Genomic DNA, 14,786 nt, shown 5'->3' with positions numbered 1-14,786 from the left:
TGTCGGTAAAAAAATAACTTTTTCTCTCGAGGCTTTCCACTACCGTTTGGGTTAAATGACCACAAGAAGTTGTATTTTATAAAAATAACACATTTCAGGTTTGAAAAGAAATCAAAAGTTGTTTTTAATTTAAGTGATCCAAATCAGACAAACGATAAAATGTCATATGGTGTTGTTTGACATAATTGCAAATCAGTTGTAAAGTTGCTATTTGGGTTTGATAATTTGCAGTTATTTTTTGTAATGGTTTGTGTCCAAATAATATCAGAATTTGATGTTTTCGTTTGGTGTATTCCAATAATTTTAAAAGATATGGAATACTGAAATTAGGATGGTCAGTATCAATTCCTATTGCTAAAACTGATTTTGAGTTGTTATAATAGCAATTTTGAAAAAAAGGGTCTTCCGCTCCATAGGTAGTCCCTCTCACAATTTTAAATTTTTTTAAAAGCGCTGCATCGATTTCTGCATTTCTAAAGCCAAAAGGATAGGCAAAAGAAGTTACTTTAAAGGAATAAAAATTCATTAAAGCTAGCATTGGATTTATTTCCTGATTAATGTATTTGTTAATTCCATTTTTTGAAACAAATTTGGGAGCATCAAAATGATGGAAGCCATGTCCTGCAATTTCATGTCCTTCTTTCTGCAATTTCAATAGTTTGGTTATTTCAGAAAAGCTTAAAGTGTTTATTTTAGAAACGCAAAAGGTAGCTTTCCAAGAATATTGACTTAGGGTTTTGTCAGCTTCAAACCATTCGTTAACGCTAGTGTCGTCAAATGTGATTACTACTCCGGAATTAGGATATTTGGTTTTTGCGTTAGTATCTACGCTTTTACAGAGCAATATAAAAAAAGTACAAAGCAATATGAATGTAAAGTTTCTTTTATTCATAATTGGCTTTGTACTTTTTAAGAGTTTTATTTTATTTAGATACCCAAGAAATTGCTTGGTGTGATTTGCATCAATTCGGCTTTAATTGCTTCTGAGACATCCAATGTTGCGATAAAACCGTGAATGGCTTTTTTGTCAATAGCTTCGTTGGTTCTAGTCAATCCTTTCAAAGCTTCGTATGGATTTGGATAGGCTTCACGTCTTAAAATAGTTTGAATTGCTTCGGCTACAACTGCCCAGTTTTTCTCTAAATCTTCGTGAAACTTGGATTCATTCAATAATAATTTGTTCAATCCTTTTAATGTCGCTTCAAAAGCGATTAAAGTATGGCCGATAGGCACACCGATGTTTCTCAAAACAGTACTGTCTGTTAAATCACGTTGCAATCTAGAAACCGGTAATTTAGCCGATAAATGTTCGAAAATTGCATTGGCTATTCCTAAGTTTCCTTCAGAATTTTCAAAATCAATCGGGTTTACCTTGTGTGGCATAGCCGATGAACCAATCTCTCCTGCTTTTATTTTTTGTTTGAAATATTCCATGGAAACATACGTCCAAATGTCTCGATCTAAATCAATCACAATAGTGTTGATTCTTTTTAAAGCATCAAAAAAGGCTGCAAAATGATCGTAATGTTCAATTTGTGTTGTTGGAAATGAATGGTGTAATCCTAAATTTTCTTCAACGAATTTGCTTCCAAATTGTTTCCAGTCAATTTGCGGATAAGCCACATGATGTGCATTATAATTTCCTGTTGCTCCACCAAATTTGGCTGCAAACGGAATGTTGAACAAAAAACGCATTTGCTCTTCCAAACGCTCTACAAAAACAGCAAGCTCTTTACCCAAACGTGTAGGCGAAGCAGGCTGTCCGTGAGTGCGGGCAAGCATTGGAATGTCCTTCCATTCTTGGCTTAATTCTTTTAATTTGGATGTCAATGTGATTAACGATGGCATGTACACTTTCTCAAAAGCGTCTTTTGTAGAAAGCGGAATCGCAGTATTGTTAATGTCTTGAGAAGTTAATCCAAAGTGAATAAACTCCTTATATTCGGATAAACCTAGTTTTTCAAAAGCATCTTTGATGAAATACTCAACGGCTTTTACGTCGTGGTTGGTTACTTTTTCAGTCTCTTTTATCCAAAGCGCATCTTCGGTAGAGAAGTTTTTATAAATAGCACGTAAACTTTCAAATAAATTAGGGTTTACATTTTTTAATTGTGGTAGAGGTATTTCGCATAAAGCAATGAAATATTCGATTTCAATTAATACGCGGTATTTGATTAATGCTTCTTCAGAGAAAAAAGGAGCCAGGGACATTGTCTTGTTTCTATAACGACCATCGATTGGTGATATAGCATTCAATTCGTTTAGAGTAGTCATTTTTTTGTTGTTTTTTCGAAAGGCACAAATATAAAGAGAATTTAGGAATTTGGGTATAAGAAATTTAAGGTTTGATAAAGAAATTAGTGATATTAAAGGGTTTAAATCGTTAATTTTAATAAATTTTATGGGAAGAAAATATTTTTGAGTTTTTTTGAAAAATTAAAATCGAATTTTTATATCTAAAATGTAAAAAAAATGTACATTTGTTTAATAAATATAGAAAATAGATGAACAATGTAAAAAGTATTTTCAGTATCAAAGATCTTGAAAATCTCTCAGGCATAAAAGCTCACACGATTCGAATTTGGGAAAAGAGGTACAATGTTTTGCAGCCTATGCGAACAGATACTAATATACGGTTGTACTCATTGGCGAGTCTTCAAAAATTATTGAATATTACATTGCTGCATGATTACGGATATAAAATATCTAAAATTTCAACATTCCCTGAAGAAAAAATTCCTGAAATGGTACGTGGTATCATTTCAAGTAAAAATGCCAAAAACCATGCTGTTAATGCATTTAAAATGGCTATGATGAATTTTGACCAGGAACTTTTTTCAAACACTTATAATTGGTTAAGTGAAGAAAAATCGTTTAAAGAAATATTTCATCAGGTTTTTATTTCATTGATGGAAGAGGTAGGGCTGTTGTGGCAAACTGATACGATTACTCCTGCTCACGAGCATTTTATTAGTTGTTTGATTGTAAAGAAAATATTGGTGAATATTGAAAAATTGGAGACTAATAAACCAATACATACTGATAAGGTTTATGTGTTATCACTTCCGCTGAATGAAATCCATGAATTGGGATTGATGTATTTGCATTACGAAATTGTTTCCAAAGGATATCGAGTTATTTATTTGGGTGAGAGTATGCCTATTGAGAATTTGAAAGAATTAAAGAAGCATTGCAATTCCATAGTTTATGTTTCATACTTTACAATACAGCCAGAAATGAGTTTGGTAAATGATTATGTTGCAGAAATGTGTTCCGAACTATTGGGTGATACAAGCGAAATTTGGTTGCTTGGTAAGATGACGGAGTACATTGATCAAAATGTAATTCCTGCAGATGTTAAAGTTTTTAATTCAATTTCACAATTAGTCGAAAAGATTTAATTTTTTGTTTAATCTTTTTGTATATTTGCTAAACAAATGAAAAAAACAATCTCAATAATAGGTTCTGGGTTTTCGGCAATGGCTGCCGCCTGCTATTTGGCAAAAAGTGGTCATGAAGTAACTGTCTTTGAAAAAAATGCTTCTATAGGGGGAAGAGCCCGACAATTAAAAGCCGAAGGTTTTACTTTTGATATGGGCCCAAGTTGGTATTGGATGCCTGATGTTTTTGAACGCTTCTTTGCCGATTTTGACAAAAAAACTAGTGATTATTATGAGCTGATAAAGCTCTCACCAGCATATCGGGTCTATTACGGTATTGATGATTTCATTGCAATAGCAGATAATTTGCCTCAAATCGTTGCTGATTTTGAAGCTATCGAAAAAGGTAGCGGTAAAGTCTTAAATGAATTTATGGCTGAGGCCAAAAGCAATTATGATATTGCGATCAAAGAATTGGTGTATCGTCCAGGTATTTCTCCTCTAGAATTGGTAACTTTAGAGACCGCAAAAAAAGTAGGTCAGTTTTTTAGTAATATTAGTAAAGACATTAGAAAGAAATTCAAAAACGACCGATTAATTCATATTTTAGAATTTCCTGTTTTGTTTCTCGGAGCAAAACCATCTGATACGCCATCGTTTTATAGTTTCATGAATTATGCCGATTTTGGTTTGGGAACTTGGCATCCGAAAACAGGAATGTTTGATGTCGTTCGCGCAATGGAGAGTTTAGCCAGAGACCTAGGAGTAACTTTTGTAACCAATGCTAATATTGAAAAAATCAATGTTGAGAATAAAACAGCACGTTCTATTGTAGTCAATGGAAAAACGATTCCGTCGAATATCATTTTGAGCGGTGCCGATTATCATCATACCGAAACTTTGTTGGATTTAGCGCACAGAGCGTATTCGGAAGCGTATTGGGATAGTCGGGTTTTTGCACCTTCCTCTTTATTGTTTTATGTAGGTTTCAATAAAAAAATTAAAAATATTTCGCATCATGCTTTGTTTTTTGATGTCGATTTTGAACAGCATGCCAAGGATATTTATGATGATCCGCAATGGCCAAAGGAACCTTTGTTTTATGCAAATTTTCCATCGTTGACTGATAAAACTGCCGCTCCAGAAGGGATGGAATCCGGTTTTTTTCTGGTGCCACTTGCTCCTGGAATTGTTGATACAGAGGATTTAAGAAATGAATATTTCGATAAGATAATGGAGCGTTTCGAACTTCTAACTCAACAAAAAATTAAAAATAGTATTATATTTAAGCAATCATTTTGTAAAAATGATTTCGTATCTGAATACAATTCATACAAAGGGAATGCTTATGGAATGGCGAATACACTTTTGCAAACCGCTTTTTTGAGGCCAAAACTCAAAAGCTCCAAAGTGGAAAACTTATATTTTACGGGGCAATTAACCGTTCCTGGACCTGGAGTTCCTCCTGCATTAATTTCGGGGAAATTAGTGTCGGAGTTAATAGATAAACAACTTTTAAATCAATAGATATGAAGCAATTATTTGATGATGTATCCTTCAAGTGCAGTAAATTAGTCACCAAAAATTACAGTACTTCGTTTTCTATGGCGGTTTATATGTTGGCGCCTAGCATACGCGATGCCATTTACAGCATCTATGGATTTGTACGTTTTGCAGATGAAATTGTTGACTCGTTTCACGGCTACGACAAAGAAAATCTAATCAATGACTTTGAAACCGAGTATTACAAAGCCATGAAATCAGGCATCAGTTTGAATCCGATTCTGAACTCCTTTCAGCAAACGGTTAAAGAATACAATATTACTGATGACATGGTGCAATCATTTCTCAAAAGCATGAAACTAGATTTATTCAAATCCGATTATCACAGCAAAGAGGAATACAACGAGTATATTTACGGATCCGCCGATGTAGTGGGATTAATGTGTCTCAAAGTTTTTGTCAAAGGTGATGATGTAAAATACAATCAGTTAAAAGACCAGGCCATGCGATTGGGTTCTGCTTTTCAAAAAGTAAATTTCTTGAGGGATTTAAAAGATGATAATTTAGTACTAAACCGTAACTATTTCCCTGGTGTTGATTTAAAATCTTTCGATGAAAAATCCAAAAAAATAATCATCGAGGAAATCGAGGAAGATTTTAATGAAGCCTATCAAGGAATAATAAAACTGCCTTTGGAGGCCAAGTTCGGAGTGTACACTGCCTATGTGTATTACAAAAAACTGCTCAAAAAACTGGCTCATACCCCTTGTCATGAAATAGGAAATACTCGAATTAGAGTTTCCAATTATTCAAAAGCAGGATTATTGGCGCAGTCATTTGTATCCTACAAGTTAAAATTAGTATAAAAAGCAGAATGATTTTAATTTAATAAAAACAATATGATTTCCTTTTTGATATTTTTAGGCGTTTTTTTAGTCATGGAATGTGTTACTTGGCTCACACATAAGTACATCATGCACGGGCTTATGTGGTATTTTCACGCCGATCATCACCAACCCAAATACGCGCACACCTTCGAGCGTAACGACATATTTTTTGTGATTTTTGCCCTTCCTAGCATCGTTCTGTTCTATTTTGGGGTGCAGGGCGGAATGAATTATTTGTTTTTCATCGCCCTCGGCATCACGGCCTATGGTTTTTCCTATTTTATGATACACGACGTATTGATTCACCAACGATTCAAATGGTTTAAAAACACCAAAAATAAGTATCTAATAGGCCTTCGAAAAGCCCATAAGGTACACCATAAACACCTTGGAAAGGAACATGGAGAATGTTTCGGAATGCTATTCGTGCCTTTTAAATACTATAAAATATAAAAATAATTAGGGCATGACCTCCTTGAGTAAAGGGGCTAAACGATAATTACGCATAGAAGCCCCTTTACTCAATAAGGTCGGGCTATTCGTTCCCGCTTTTTGGTATTGGGCGAAAAAAATGCCCAATACCAAAAGAGCTCCACTTTTATCCCTCATGCAAAAGGCAGACTGCATTTCAAGAAGATATTTTGGTACAATTCATCCCACCATAAATTAACACAAAAAATGAAAGTATATAAAAAAGAAACTGTTCAGCATGTAAATGCTACTCTTGAGGAATGTTGGGCTTTTTTTTCCAGTCCAAGTAATTTGCAAAAGATAACACCAGAAACCATGGGGTTTCAAATTACTGATTTTGACAATCAATCCATGTATGCGGGACAAATAATTCAATACAAAGTATCTCCACTTTTGGGTCTAAAAATAAGTTGGACTACTGAAATTAGTCAAGTAAAAGACAAATCTTATTTTATAGACGAACAGCGTTTTGGTCCTTATAGTTTTTGGCACCACAAACATTTTTTTGAAGCAACCCCAACTGGAGTCAAAATGACCGATATCGTACATTATGCCTTGCCTTTAGGATTCCTGGGGCGACTCATGAATGCCTTAATCGTTAAAAACAAACTAAAAGAAATCTTTGATTACCGTTGTATTAAAGTGGATCAGCTTTTTAATTCAAAATAATGTCAAAACAAAAAGTATCCATTTTTTGGTTCCGACGCGATTTGCGTCTCGAGGATAATGTAGCGTTGTATCATGCTTTACAATCCAAATATCCTGTCATTGCCTTGTTTATTTTCGATATCGATATTTTGAATAGTTTACCCATAAACGATGCTCGCGTTGGCTTTATACATGATTCGCTTCAAAAAATAAATGCACAACTCAATGCCATTGGCAGTTCTCTTTTAATCAAAAACGGAACTACAAAAGCGGTTTGGGAATCTCTTTTAGATGAATTTGACATTTCGGAAGTTTTTTACAATAAAGATTATGAACCCTACGCTATAAGGAGAGATTTGACGATTAATGCATTAGCAAAAGAAAACAACTCGATGTGTTTTTCTTTCAAAGACCAAGTCATTTTTGAAGAACTCGAAATTGCCAAAGCGGATGGTTTACCCTATACTATTTACACGCCATACAAGAATAAATGGTTGGAAAAATACAAATCGATCGCACCGCTTCCGGAATATGATACTCAAAGTTATTTCTCTAATTTTCACAAAAGCAATTTTGATTTTCCCACTTTAGAGCAAATAGGTTTTGAGGAAAGCAACATAAAAGTGCAATTGCACAACCTTACACAAATTGCGAATTACCATGAAACCAGAGATTTTCCTGCAGTTGACAGTACTTCGTATTTGTCACCTCATTTGCGTTTTGGAACAGTTAGCATACGTAAATTAGTGAATTGGGCAGTTCGGAAAAATGATGTTTTTTTGAGCGAATTGATATGGAGGGAATTTTTTATGCAAATCCTGTTTAGCTTTCCTAAGGTTGTCAGCCATAATTTTAAATCGGCTTATGATGGCATTCAGTGGCGCAATAATGAGGAAGATTTCAAACGTTGGTGTTCAGGAACCACGGGTTATCCTATGGTCGATGCAGGAATGCGCCAGCTCAATGCAACGGGGTATATGCACAATAGGGTACGTATGGTCGTAGCGAGTTTTCTATGCAAACATTTACTAATTAATTGGCAATGGGGCGAAGCTTATTTTGCCGAAAAACTATTGGATTATGATTTGTCAGCTAACGTTGGCAATTGGCAATGGGCAGCAGGAACGGGTTGTGATGCCGCACCTTATTTCCGGGTTTTTAATCCCGATATCCAACTCAAAAAATTTGACGAAAAAGGAGTGTACATCCGCAAATGGATTCCCGAATTTGATTTGGGTTATGGGGAGCCAATGATTGAACATGCCTTTGCTAGAGATAGAGCTATTGCTACTTATAAAGCGGGAATTTTGAAGTGATTTTTATATACATTTTTAATTGCCTCCAGCTTTAGCTTGAGGAAAATAAATGAATATAGAATTAAGCTTTAGCCAAAACAGCAAAATATTTTGGCTAAAGCCATGTCTGTCATTACAATTTCATTTCTCCAGCTAAAGCTGGAGGCAATTTAAAACTGGAACAATTGCAACTCATTTTTTATGAAAAATAATAGTGTCGTTTTTCTTAAAGCTATTTTGGGTGAGGGATAGAAATAAGCTACCGAAGTAGCATGGATAGCCCGACAGCATTAGGGAAAGGGGGCAAGTAAGCGTTGCTATAAGTTGGCCCCTTTTCCTGATGGTGGCACCACCAAATTATTTTAGAGATGAATGTTTATTTTGAATCAAATGAATAATTATCGAATCAACTTATTGAGCATTCCCTTAAAAATAAATCCGTGAAAAGGCAAAACAGAATACCAATATAATTTTCCCCAAATGCCTTCGGGTCTAAATGTTGCCGATTGGTATAGAGTGTTGTTGATGATTTTGAACTCGAGCCAAGCTTCGCCGGGTAGTTTCATTTCGGCATAGAGAATGAGTTTACCTTCGTCTTTGTTGGCATACAAAACCCGCCAAAAATCTAGTGCATCGCCAGCATGAATATCGTGTTTGTTGGTGCGCCCTCTACGTGAACCGACACCTCCAAAAAGCTTATCGATGAATCCGCGTAAATCCCACAACCAATCACCGTAATACCAACCGGTTTCACCACCAATGGACCAAATTTGGTTGATGGTAAAAGCTCGGTTCTGAATAACCATTTTTCTACGGTCGATAAAACAGTTTTTCTTGGGCACTTTGAGATAATCTCCAACATTTCCGATGAATTGACCACTTATCATGGAATCTTTCCAACTCGAAATTATAGTGTCATTGTCTATTTTTACCAAAGCTTTTGAAAGTGCTATTTCATATGTCATGGGAGTGCTATTCAAAATAGTGTTGATGCTGTTGTCTCGACAAATGACTTCGACTTTCATACTGCTCACCAATGCAGATGCTAATTTATAAGAGGTTGAGGTTACAAAGTACAGCCAATAGGAGGATAATTTGGGTGTCATTACGGGTATGGTGTAAATATATCTTTTGAGATGAATGGCTTTTGCAAAACCCAAAAGCATTTCTTTATAAGTGAGAATATCTGGACCGCCAATATCAAAACTTTGATTGTAAGTTAATGGATTCAAAAGTGATTTTGTCAAAAAATCCAAAACATCACCAATGGCTATGGGTTGGCATTTGGTATTGAGCCATTTTGGGGTAACCATTATCGGTAATTTTTGAACTAAATCCCGAATAATTTCAAAGGAAGCACTGCCGGAACCCACTATAATTCCCGCCCTCAATGTGGTCGTGGCAAAGGTTCCCCTATTCAAAACCTCTTCTACCGCTTTTCGGGACGAAAGATGTTTGGAAAGTGATTGGTCGTTAACAATTCCGCTTAAATAGATGACTTGTTTGGCATTTGTCTGATTGACTCTCTCAACAAAATTTTCAGCCGAAAGATGTTCCAATTCATCATAATTACTGGCCGAACCGGACATGGAATGGATTAAATAATAAGCGGCATCGATGTCTTTGGGGATATTTTCTAAAGTTTCTTTTTTTAAAAAATCAACTTCGATTATTGTCACGTTTTTTTCAAATTCTTTTGGACAAAAAAAACGTTGTTTGTCTCGAACACAGCAAATAACATCATGGCCTTGTTCTACCAAAATCGGCAATAGTCGTTTGCCTACATATCCTGTTGCTCCTGTTAAAAGAATTTTCATGTACTTACAATTTAAAACTTGTGATTCCATAATCCATTTCAAAAACTTGACCCGAAATGGATTTGGCATTTTCGGAGATTAAGTAATTCGCCATTTCGGCTACTTCATTGGGTTTCAAATAACTTTTCATTGGGTGGCGTTCCATCATGTTTTCTTTCATGCGATCGTTTCTGAGGATATTGGCCGAAAGCGAAGTTTCGGTAATGGTAGGAGCAATGGCATTTACACGAACCACCGAAGCCAATTCGGCGCCAAGGGATTTTACCAAGCCTTCTATTCCTGCTTTTGCGGTAGCGATACTGGCGTGAAAAGGCATTCCTAGTTTGGCGGCAACGGTGCTAAACAATACAATCGAAGGATTGTTCCCTTTTTTTAAGGCAGGTAAATATTTCTGAATCGCTTTTACAGCACCAATAACGTTGATTTCAAAATCATTTCGAAAATCGTCCAGATTCAAACTCAAAATAGGTTTTAGCGTAATCGAACCTGGGCAATAGATAAGAACATCTACTTCTTCAATTTGAGGCAAATCGCCTTCAAGAATCGAAAGGGGATAATGTATTAAGTTGGGATGTGTGATGTCAGGAGCAGTCCGACTGATGTTGTACACTTTGTTGTTCTCCAATTGTTGCAATAGGATAGCACTTCCAATTCCTTTGCTGCCGCCAATGATTACTATGTTTCGCATATTTTTCTTAAATTATCTTTTTGCTATTTTATTGTTATTGATTTGTCTTTGTCTCGAACATTTGAAGCGACCTTCTTGGAAGTTTCTTAATTTCTCGTGTTTTGTTTTTCGGCCTTGCACGCGTTCGCGCCACATTTTGAAACTGGAGGGTTTCATTTCGGTACGCATGAGGTTGATTACTTCTTGTTCTTTTAATCCAAATTGGATATGAATTGCATCAAAAGTGGTTCGGTCTTCCCAAGCCATTTCTATGATTCGGTCAATTTCTATTGGTGTTAGAGTGATTTTTGAATTCATATTAAAAAATTTACTATTGTAGTTTAATTGCGATATAACCAAATCATTTAAAGTTGTCAAATCGAGCGCAGTCGAGATTAACTGCCGAGTCTCGACTGCGCTCAACTTGATAAAAAACTATTTATTATATGTCATTGTATTATAATTATAAATTTCAATCACTATCTCCAACATCAGCCATAGTGTGTAGTTTTAAGATTCTGTTGTTTTCTTCTTTCACCAGCGGATTTTTTTTCATATTCCACAAAAAATCGCTCGCATGTTTTCTAGTTCTGTCTATATTAACGATGGGTTTTGGATAATCAACTCCTAAATCAAAATTGCAAAACTTTTGATCTAAAAAAGTCATTTTTGATGGATTGTGTGCAAAAGGAATAGGCAGATCCCTTAATTCCGGAACCCATTTTTTTATAAATTCTGCATTGGGATCGTGTTCTAAACTATTTTTTAATGGATTGTAGATGCGCAACATGTTGATTCCTGTTTCTCCTGCCTGCATTTGCAATTGCGGAAAATGAATCCCAGGTTCAAAATCCAAAAACATTTGGGATAGATGTTGGGTGGCTTCTTGCCAGGGTTGCCAGAGATTATGGGTAAAAAAGGAAACGACCATAGCACGCATTCTAAAATTCAAATAGCCGGTTTCATTCAGACATCGCATACAAGCGTCTATTATTGGGAATCCTGTTTGTCCTGTTTGCCAAGCTTGGATATAAGAATTGTTTATTTTCTTTTTTAAAGTATGGTATCCTTTGTTTACGCTTTCAAATTCCATGATTTCTTCCATTTCAAATTTCTGAATGAAATGGGCTTGCCATGTTAATCTGGAGACAAAAGAGTCAATTTGTTTTTTGTCATTACTGATGAATCGAAAATTGGCGGCTTGTTGCAATACTTGTCTCGAAGATAAATTCCCCCAAGCGATATAAGGAGATAAACGGCTGCAACTTTTTCTGGCTAATAAAGGTTTTGAAATATTGCGGCTGTAATCCAAATACCGATTGGAAAAAAAACTTTCTAAATATTTATTTGCCATTGTACTGCCTCCTTTTTGAAAAACATCATTTGGGGTAGTTTCCATTGAAACAGTTTCGAAACTATTTTCTAAAAGTTGAATGTTGTCAAGAGCTAAGAAATTTTGGGGAGTCGGCTCAAAAGTAAATTGTTTGGAATTCATGTAATCTTCCCAAAGACGCACCCAATTTTTTCTGTTTTCTAATCCTCTAAAGATGCCATTATTGATATTTTCTTTCCATTGGATGACATTGTTTTTGCAAAAGCGTTTAAAGGATTTGTCTCTTTCGTAAGTGATTCTGATACCTGTCTCCTGATGAGAAAATACAGTGTCTATTTTGTAAATTTCTTGAATGGAATTGATTATTGAAATCACTTCACCAGTAACGCTTAGAATTTTTGTATTGAAAGGAACAAGTTGCTGGTTGATGTCTTGAATGGATTGTTTGATAAAGTTCCAATGTCTCTCGCTGTAATGGCCATCATTTTGTAATGAATTCTCAAAAACATATAACAACAAAGTTGGTTTATTGGACTGTATGGCATTGAAAATGGCTTCGTTGTCTTGCAAACGTAGATTTCTTTTGAACCAAACAATATTGATATGACTTTTAGTAGTATTCATTTTTTTTGCTAATGGTTTTTATTTCTTCTGCATTTTTCACTGCAATATTTCACATCATTCCAAATGTCAGTCCATTTTTTACGCCAATTAAAAGGACGTTTACAAATCAAACAGATTTTAGAGGGTAACTCAGATTTTTTCAAATTGCTATTCGTATTTTTTATATTGATTCACTACAATATTGGCTTTCAAATCAAAAAGCAAATTGTACAAGCCAAAAAAGGTTCGGTTCATATAGATAAAATGTTTGGAACCACGATTACCGTTCATTTTTTTTAAGTTGGTGTCTTTTGAAAATCGTTCTCCGAGTTGTGCAATATTTCCAAAAAATTCCGGATCCGAAAAATCAAAGGTTTCTCCCTGAAAAGGCTGGGTGAAAAGAGACAATAAATCATAAAACATTTGAGTGAAATAGACAATTTCTTCTGCAGAATCATCCGTTCTTAGGATTTCTAATTCAAAAAGTTTTTTATTGAACAATTTTGGGTTGTTGAGTATTTTTGGGTCAACCAATTCAAAATACGGAATGTAAAAATCATTTGGTATTTTTTTCATGCAACCAAAATCCAAAGCGACCAATTGATGATTATCATTCACCAAAAAATTGCCGGGATGTGGGTCGGCATGGACTTTTCTCAAAATATGAATTTGATACATATAAAAATCCCATAATGCTTGTCCCAGTTGATTGCCCAATGCTTGATTTTCGTTTTTGGCAGTAAATTCAGAAAGATGAATTCCTGTCATCCAATCCATAGTGATGATTTTCTCGGAAGAGAACTCTTGGTAATATTCAGGAAAAACTAAATGTTCTATTTTTTTGCATGCAGCAACCACTTCTTGACTTTGTTCAAGCTCCAATAGATAATTGGTTTCTTCAATCAATTTATCTTCGACTTCCTTGAAATATTTATCGGAGTCTTTTCCTTGCAGATTAAACATTCGGATCGCAATGGGTTTTACCAAGGCCAAATCCGAAGAAATACTGTTGGCAACGCCGGGATATTGAATTTTTACGGCTAGTTTTTTACCGTTTTTCATGGCAATATGTACTTGACCAATACTGGCCGCATTAACCGAATTAGCATTGAATTCGTCAAAAATTTCATAGGGTGTTTTTCCTAAGTTGCTTTTAAAGGTTTTTAAAACCAATGGAGCCGAAAGTGGAGGCACTGAAAATTGAGACAACGAAAATTTCTCCACATACGCTTGTGGTAAGAAACTTTTATCCATGCTCAGCATTTGAGCTACTTTGAGCGCGCTTCCTTTTAAACTCTTCAGGCCATCATAAATATCTTCGGCATTATTTTCGTTGAGTTTGTCCCGAGTCAAATCAGAATTGACCATTTTTTCTCCATAATACTTCAAATAGTTTACGCCCACTTTGGCACCGGTTTGTACAAGTTTTGAAGCTCTTTCGATTTTGGAAGTTGGTATGTAGTTTATCGTTTTCATTATTTGTTGTTTATTTTTTCTTTGAAAATGAATTTTCCAAAATCAATTAAGCTGTCTATTGGTGTTACGTCTATTAATTCGAAGGAAACTTTTACTGATTTTTCGATGTAGATATCCGTTTTTTCAAACGAAGGTGAGGAATCTTCCGTCCAAAATTTTAAGGTTAGTAGAAATTGAATCCAAAACGATTCGGTCAATACTTTTTCCTGGTATTGCTGTAATTTTTCAATTTTAATTCGGAAATCATCTGTGATTATTTCAGAGATGTAGTCTTTAAATTTATTTCTAAACTCGGACAAGATCATTAGGTTTTTCAATTGATTTTGATGCTGTTTCAAAGTCATTACTACGTAACTTCTGTTGGCGGTAATTAATTCGAAGAAAGTAAAGTAAAAACTCAAGAGTTTGGTTTTCATGTCGTAACTTTCGTAATTATCGTCTTTCTGCAAGAGTTCAATTGTTTTGTCAAAAAAGATGTCGAATATTTCTTTTTCGATACTTTCCAGTGTACCAAAAAAAGTATAGAATTCGGCTTCTGTAAAACCATTTATTTTTGAAAAATGAAATACAGATTTTGGTTTTTCATTATGTTCTAAAGTATAGTTCATATACATTGACACAATGAGGTCTTTAGATAATGATATTTTTTTAGTTGCCATGTTTTTAAGTTTTATTTGTGTATAAAGGTAATAATGTTTAACGTATC

The 14,786-nt window shown here is 34.9% G+C and carries 15 protein-coding genes; 6 read left to right on the top strand and 9 right to left on the bottom strand.

Features of this window, described 5'->3' with window-relative positions:
* Window positions 1-124: 124 nt before the first annotated feature.
* Together KZH69_RS12445 and purB are read right to left on the bottom strand one after the other, a co-directional pair.
* Entirely contained in the window at window positions 125-892 is a 768-nt protein-coding gene (locus tag KZH69_RS12445) for a polysaccharide deacetylase family protein (RefSeq protein WP_219317804.1), read from the bottom strand.
* A 35-nt stretch (window positions 893-927) separates the two neighbouring features.
* Complete coding sequence (gene purB / locus KZH69_RS12440; RefSeq protein ID WP_219317803.1) at window positions 928-2,274, bottom strand: adenylosuccinate lyase; 1,347 nt, start codon at window positions 2,272-2,274, stop codon at window positions 928-930.
* A gap of 230 nt (window positions 2,275-2,504) precedes the next feature.
* Between purB and KZH69_RS12435 the strand changes: the two genes are divergently transcribed.
* The 6 genes from KZH69_RS12435 (at window position 2,505) to KZH69_RS12410 (ending at window position 8,205) form a co-directional block, all read left to right on the top strand.
* Window positions 2,505-3,401 carry a MerR family transcriptional regulator gene (locus KZH69_RS12435; protein ID WP_219317802.1) on the top strand — a complete coding sequence of 299 codons (897 nt, stop codon included), beginning with the start codon at window positions 2,505-2,507 and terminating at the stop codon, window positions 3,399-3,401.
* A 36-nt stretch (window positions 3,402-3,437) separates the two neighbouring features.
* The gene (crtID, locus tag KZH69_RS12430; protein ID WP_219317801.1) at window positions 3,438-4,907 is read left to right on the top strand and encodes a bifunctional phytoene desaturase/3,4-desaturase; all 1,470 of its coding nucleotides are present in this window, start codon (window positions 3,438-3,440) and stop codon (window positions 4,905-4,907) included.
* Window positions 4,908-4,909: 2 nt separating this feature from the next.
* A complete protein-coding gene (locus tag KZH69_RS12425) occupies window positions 4,910-5,749 on the top strand; it encodes a phytoene/squalene synthase family protein (protein ID WP_219317800.1) in 840 nt (279 codons plus the stop codon).
* Window positions 5,750-5,782: 33 nt separating this feature from the next.
* Window positions 5,783-6,223: a sterol desaturase family protein gene (locus tag KZH69_RS12420; RefSeq protein WP_219317799.1), complete on the top strand. Its 441-nt coding sequence runs from the start codon at window positions 5,783-5,785 to the stop codon at window positions 6,221-6,223.
* 225 nt (window positions 6,224-6,448) lie between these two features.
* Complete coding sequence (locus tag KZH69_RS12415; protein WP_219317798.1) at window positions 6,449-6,910, top strand: SRPBCC family protein; 462 nt, start codon at window positions 6,449-6,451, stop codon at window positions 6,908-6,910.
* Complete coding sequence (locus tag KZH69_RS12410; protein ID WP_219317797.1) at window positions 6,910-8,205, top strand: cryptochrome/photolyase family protein; 1,296 nt, start codon at window positions 6,910-6,912, stop codon at window positions 8,203-8,205. The genes KZH69_RS12415 and KZH69_RS12410 overlap by 1 nt, the downstream gene beginning before the upstream one ends.
* 377 nt (window positions 8,206-8,582) lie before the next feature.
* On the opposite strand, the gene KZH69_RS12405 is transcribed toward KZH69_RS12410, so the two are convergent.
* The 7 genes from KZH69_RS12405 to KZH69_RS12375 all read right to left on the bottom strand — a co-directional run bounded on the left by KZH69_RS12405 (window position 8,583) and on the right by KZH69_RS12375 (window position 14,739).
* Window positions 8,583-10,001 (bottom strand): SDR family oxidoreductase, encoded by a 1,419-nt coding sequence (locus KZH69_RS12405; RefSeq protein ID WP_219317796.1) that lies wholly within the window; start codon window positions 9,999-10,001, stop codon window positions 8,583-8,585.
* A gap of 4 nt (window positions 10,002-10,005) precedes the next feature.
* The gene (locus tag KZH69_RS12400) at window positions 10,006-10,689 is read right to left on the bottom strand and encodes an SDR family NAD(P)-dependent oxidoreductase (RefSeq protein WP_219317795.1); all 684 of its coding nucleotides are present in this window, start codon (window positions 10,687-10,689) and stop codon (window positions 10,006-10,008) included.
* Between the two features lie 12 nt (window positions 10,690-10,701).
* Window positions 10,702-10,986, bottom strand: a complete 285-nt coding sequence (locus tag KZH69_RS12395; RefSeq protein ID WP_219317794.1) for a TIGR03643 family protein — start codon at window positions 10,984-10,986, stop codon at window positions 10,702-10,704.
* A gap of 154 nt (window positions 10,987-11,140) precedes the next feature.
* Window positions 11,141-12,625, bottom strand: a complete 1,485-nt coding sequence (locus KZH69_RS12390) for a cryptochrome/deoxyribodipyrimidine photo-lyase family protein (RefSeq protein ID WP_219317793.1) — start codon at window positions 12,623-12,625, stop codon at window positions 11,141-11,143.
* An 8-nt stretch (window positions 12,626-12,633) separates the two neighbouring features.
* Window positions 12,634-12,768: a DUF2256 domain-containing protein gene (locus KZH69_RS12385; protein WP_219317792.1), complete on the bottom strand. Its 135-nt coding sequence runs from the start codon at window positions 12,766-12,768 to the stop codon at window positions 12,634-12,636.
* Window positions 12,769-12,772: 4 nt separating this feature from the next.
* On the bottom strand, window positions 12,773-14,080 hold the full coding sequence (locus KZH69_RS12380; protein ID WP_219317791.1) for an ABC1 kinase family protein: 1,308 nt from the start codon (window positions 14,078-14,080) through the stop codon (window positions 12,773-12,775).
* Complete coding sequence (locus tag KZH69_RS12375) at window positions 14,080-14,739, bottom strand: TetR family transcriptional regulator C-terminal domain-containing protein (RefSeq protein WP_219317790.1); 660 nt, start codon at window positions 14,737-14,739, stop codon at window positions 14,080-14,082. Before KZH69_RS12375 ends, KZH69_RS12380 begins: the two co-directional genes overlap by 1 nt.
* Between the last annotated feature and the right edge of the window lie 47 nt (window positions 14,740-14,786).

This window comes from Flavobacterium taihuense, from assembly GCF_019351435.1.
GTDB classification, from domain to species: domain Bacteria; phylum Bacteroidota; class Bacteroidia; order Flavobacteriales; family Flavobacteriaceae; genus Flavobacterium; species Flavobacterium taihuense.
The sequence above is the reverse complement of the archived record's forward strand: the minus strand, read 5'-3'. Positions and strand labels throughout refer to the sequence as shown.

Coding starts and splice junctions, on each gene's coding strand:
- KZH69_RS12445 (WP_219317804.1), bottom strand. CDS start 892: ATGAATAAAAGAAACTTTACATTCATATTGCTTTGTACTTTTTTTATA.
- purB (WP_219317803.1), bottom strand. CDS start 2,274: ATGACTACTCTAAACGAATTGAATGCTATATCACCAATCGATGGTCGT.
- KZH69_RS12435 (WP_219317802.1), top strand. CDS start 2,505: ATGAACAATGTAAAAAGTATTTTCAGTATCAAAGATCTTGAAAATCTC.
- crtID (WP_219317801.1), top strand. CDS start 3,438: ATGAAAAAAACAATCTCAATAATAGGTTCTGGGTTTTCGGCAATGGCT.
- KZH69_RS12425 (WP_219317800.1), top strand. CDS start 4,910: ATGAAGCAATTATTTGATGATGTATCCTTCAAGTGCAGTAAATTAGTC.
- KZH69_RS12420 (WP_219317799.1), top strand. CDS start 5,783: ATGATTTCCTTTTTGATATTTTTAGGCGTTTTTTTAGTCATGGAATGT.
- KZH69_RS12415 (WP_219317798.1), top strand. CDS start 6,449: ATGAAAGTATATAAAAAAGAAACTGTTCAGCATGTAAATGCTACTCTT.
- KZH69_RS12410 (WP_219317797.1), top strand. CDS start 6,910: ATGTCAAAACAAAAAGTATCCATTTTTTGGTTCCGACGCGATTTGCGT.
- KZH69_RS12405 (WP_219317796.1), bottom strand. CDS start 10,001: ATGAAAATTCTTTTAACAGGAGCAACAGGATATGTAGGCAAACGACTA.
- KZH69_RS12400 (WP_219317795.1), bottom strand. CDS start 10,689: ATGCGAAACATAGTAATCATTGGCGGCAGCAAAGGAATTGGAAGTGCT.
- KZH69_RS12395 (WP_219317794.1), bottom strand. CDS start 10,986: ATGAATTCAAAAATCACTCTAACACCAATAGAAATTGACCGAATCATA.
- KZH69_RS12390 (WP_219317793.1), bottom strand. CDS start 12,625: ATGAATACTACTAAAAGTCATATCAATATTGTTTGGTTCAAAAGAAAT.
- KZH69_RS12380 (WP_219317791.1), bottom strand. CDS start 14,080: ATGAAAACGATAAACTACATACCAACTTCCAAAATCGAAAGAGCTTCA.
- KZH69_RS12375 (WP_219317790.1), bottom strand. CDS start 14,739: ATGGCAACTAAAAAAATATCATTATCTAAAGACCTCATTGTGTCAATG.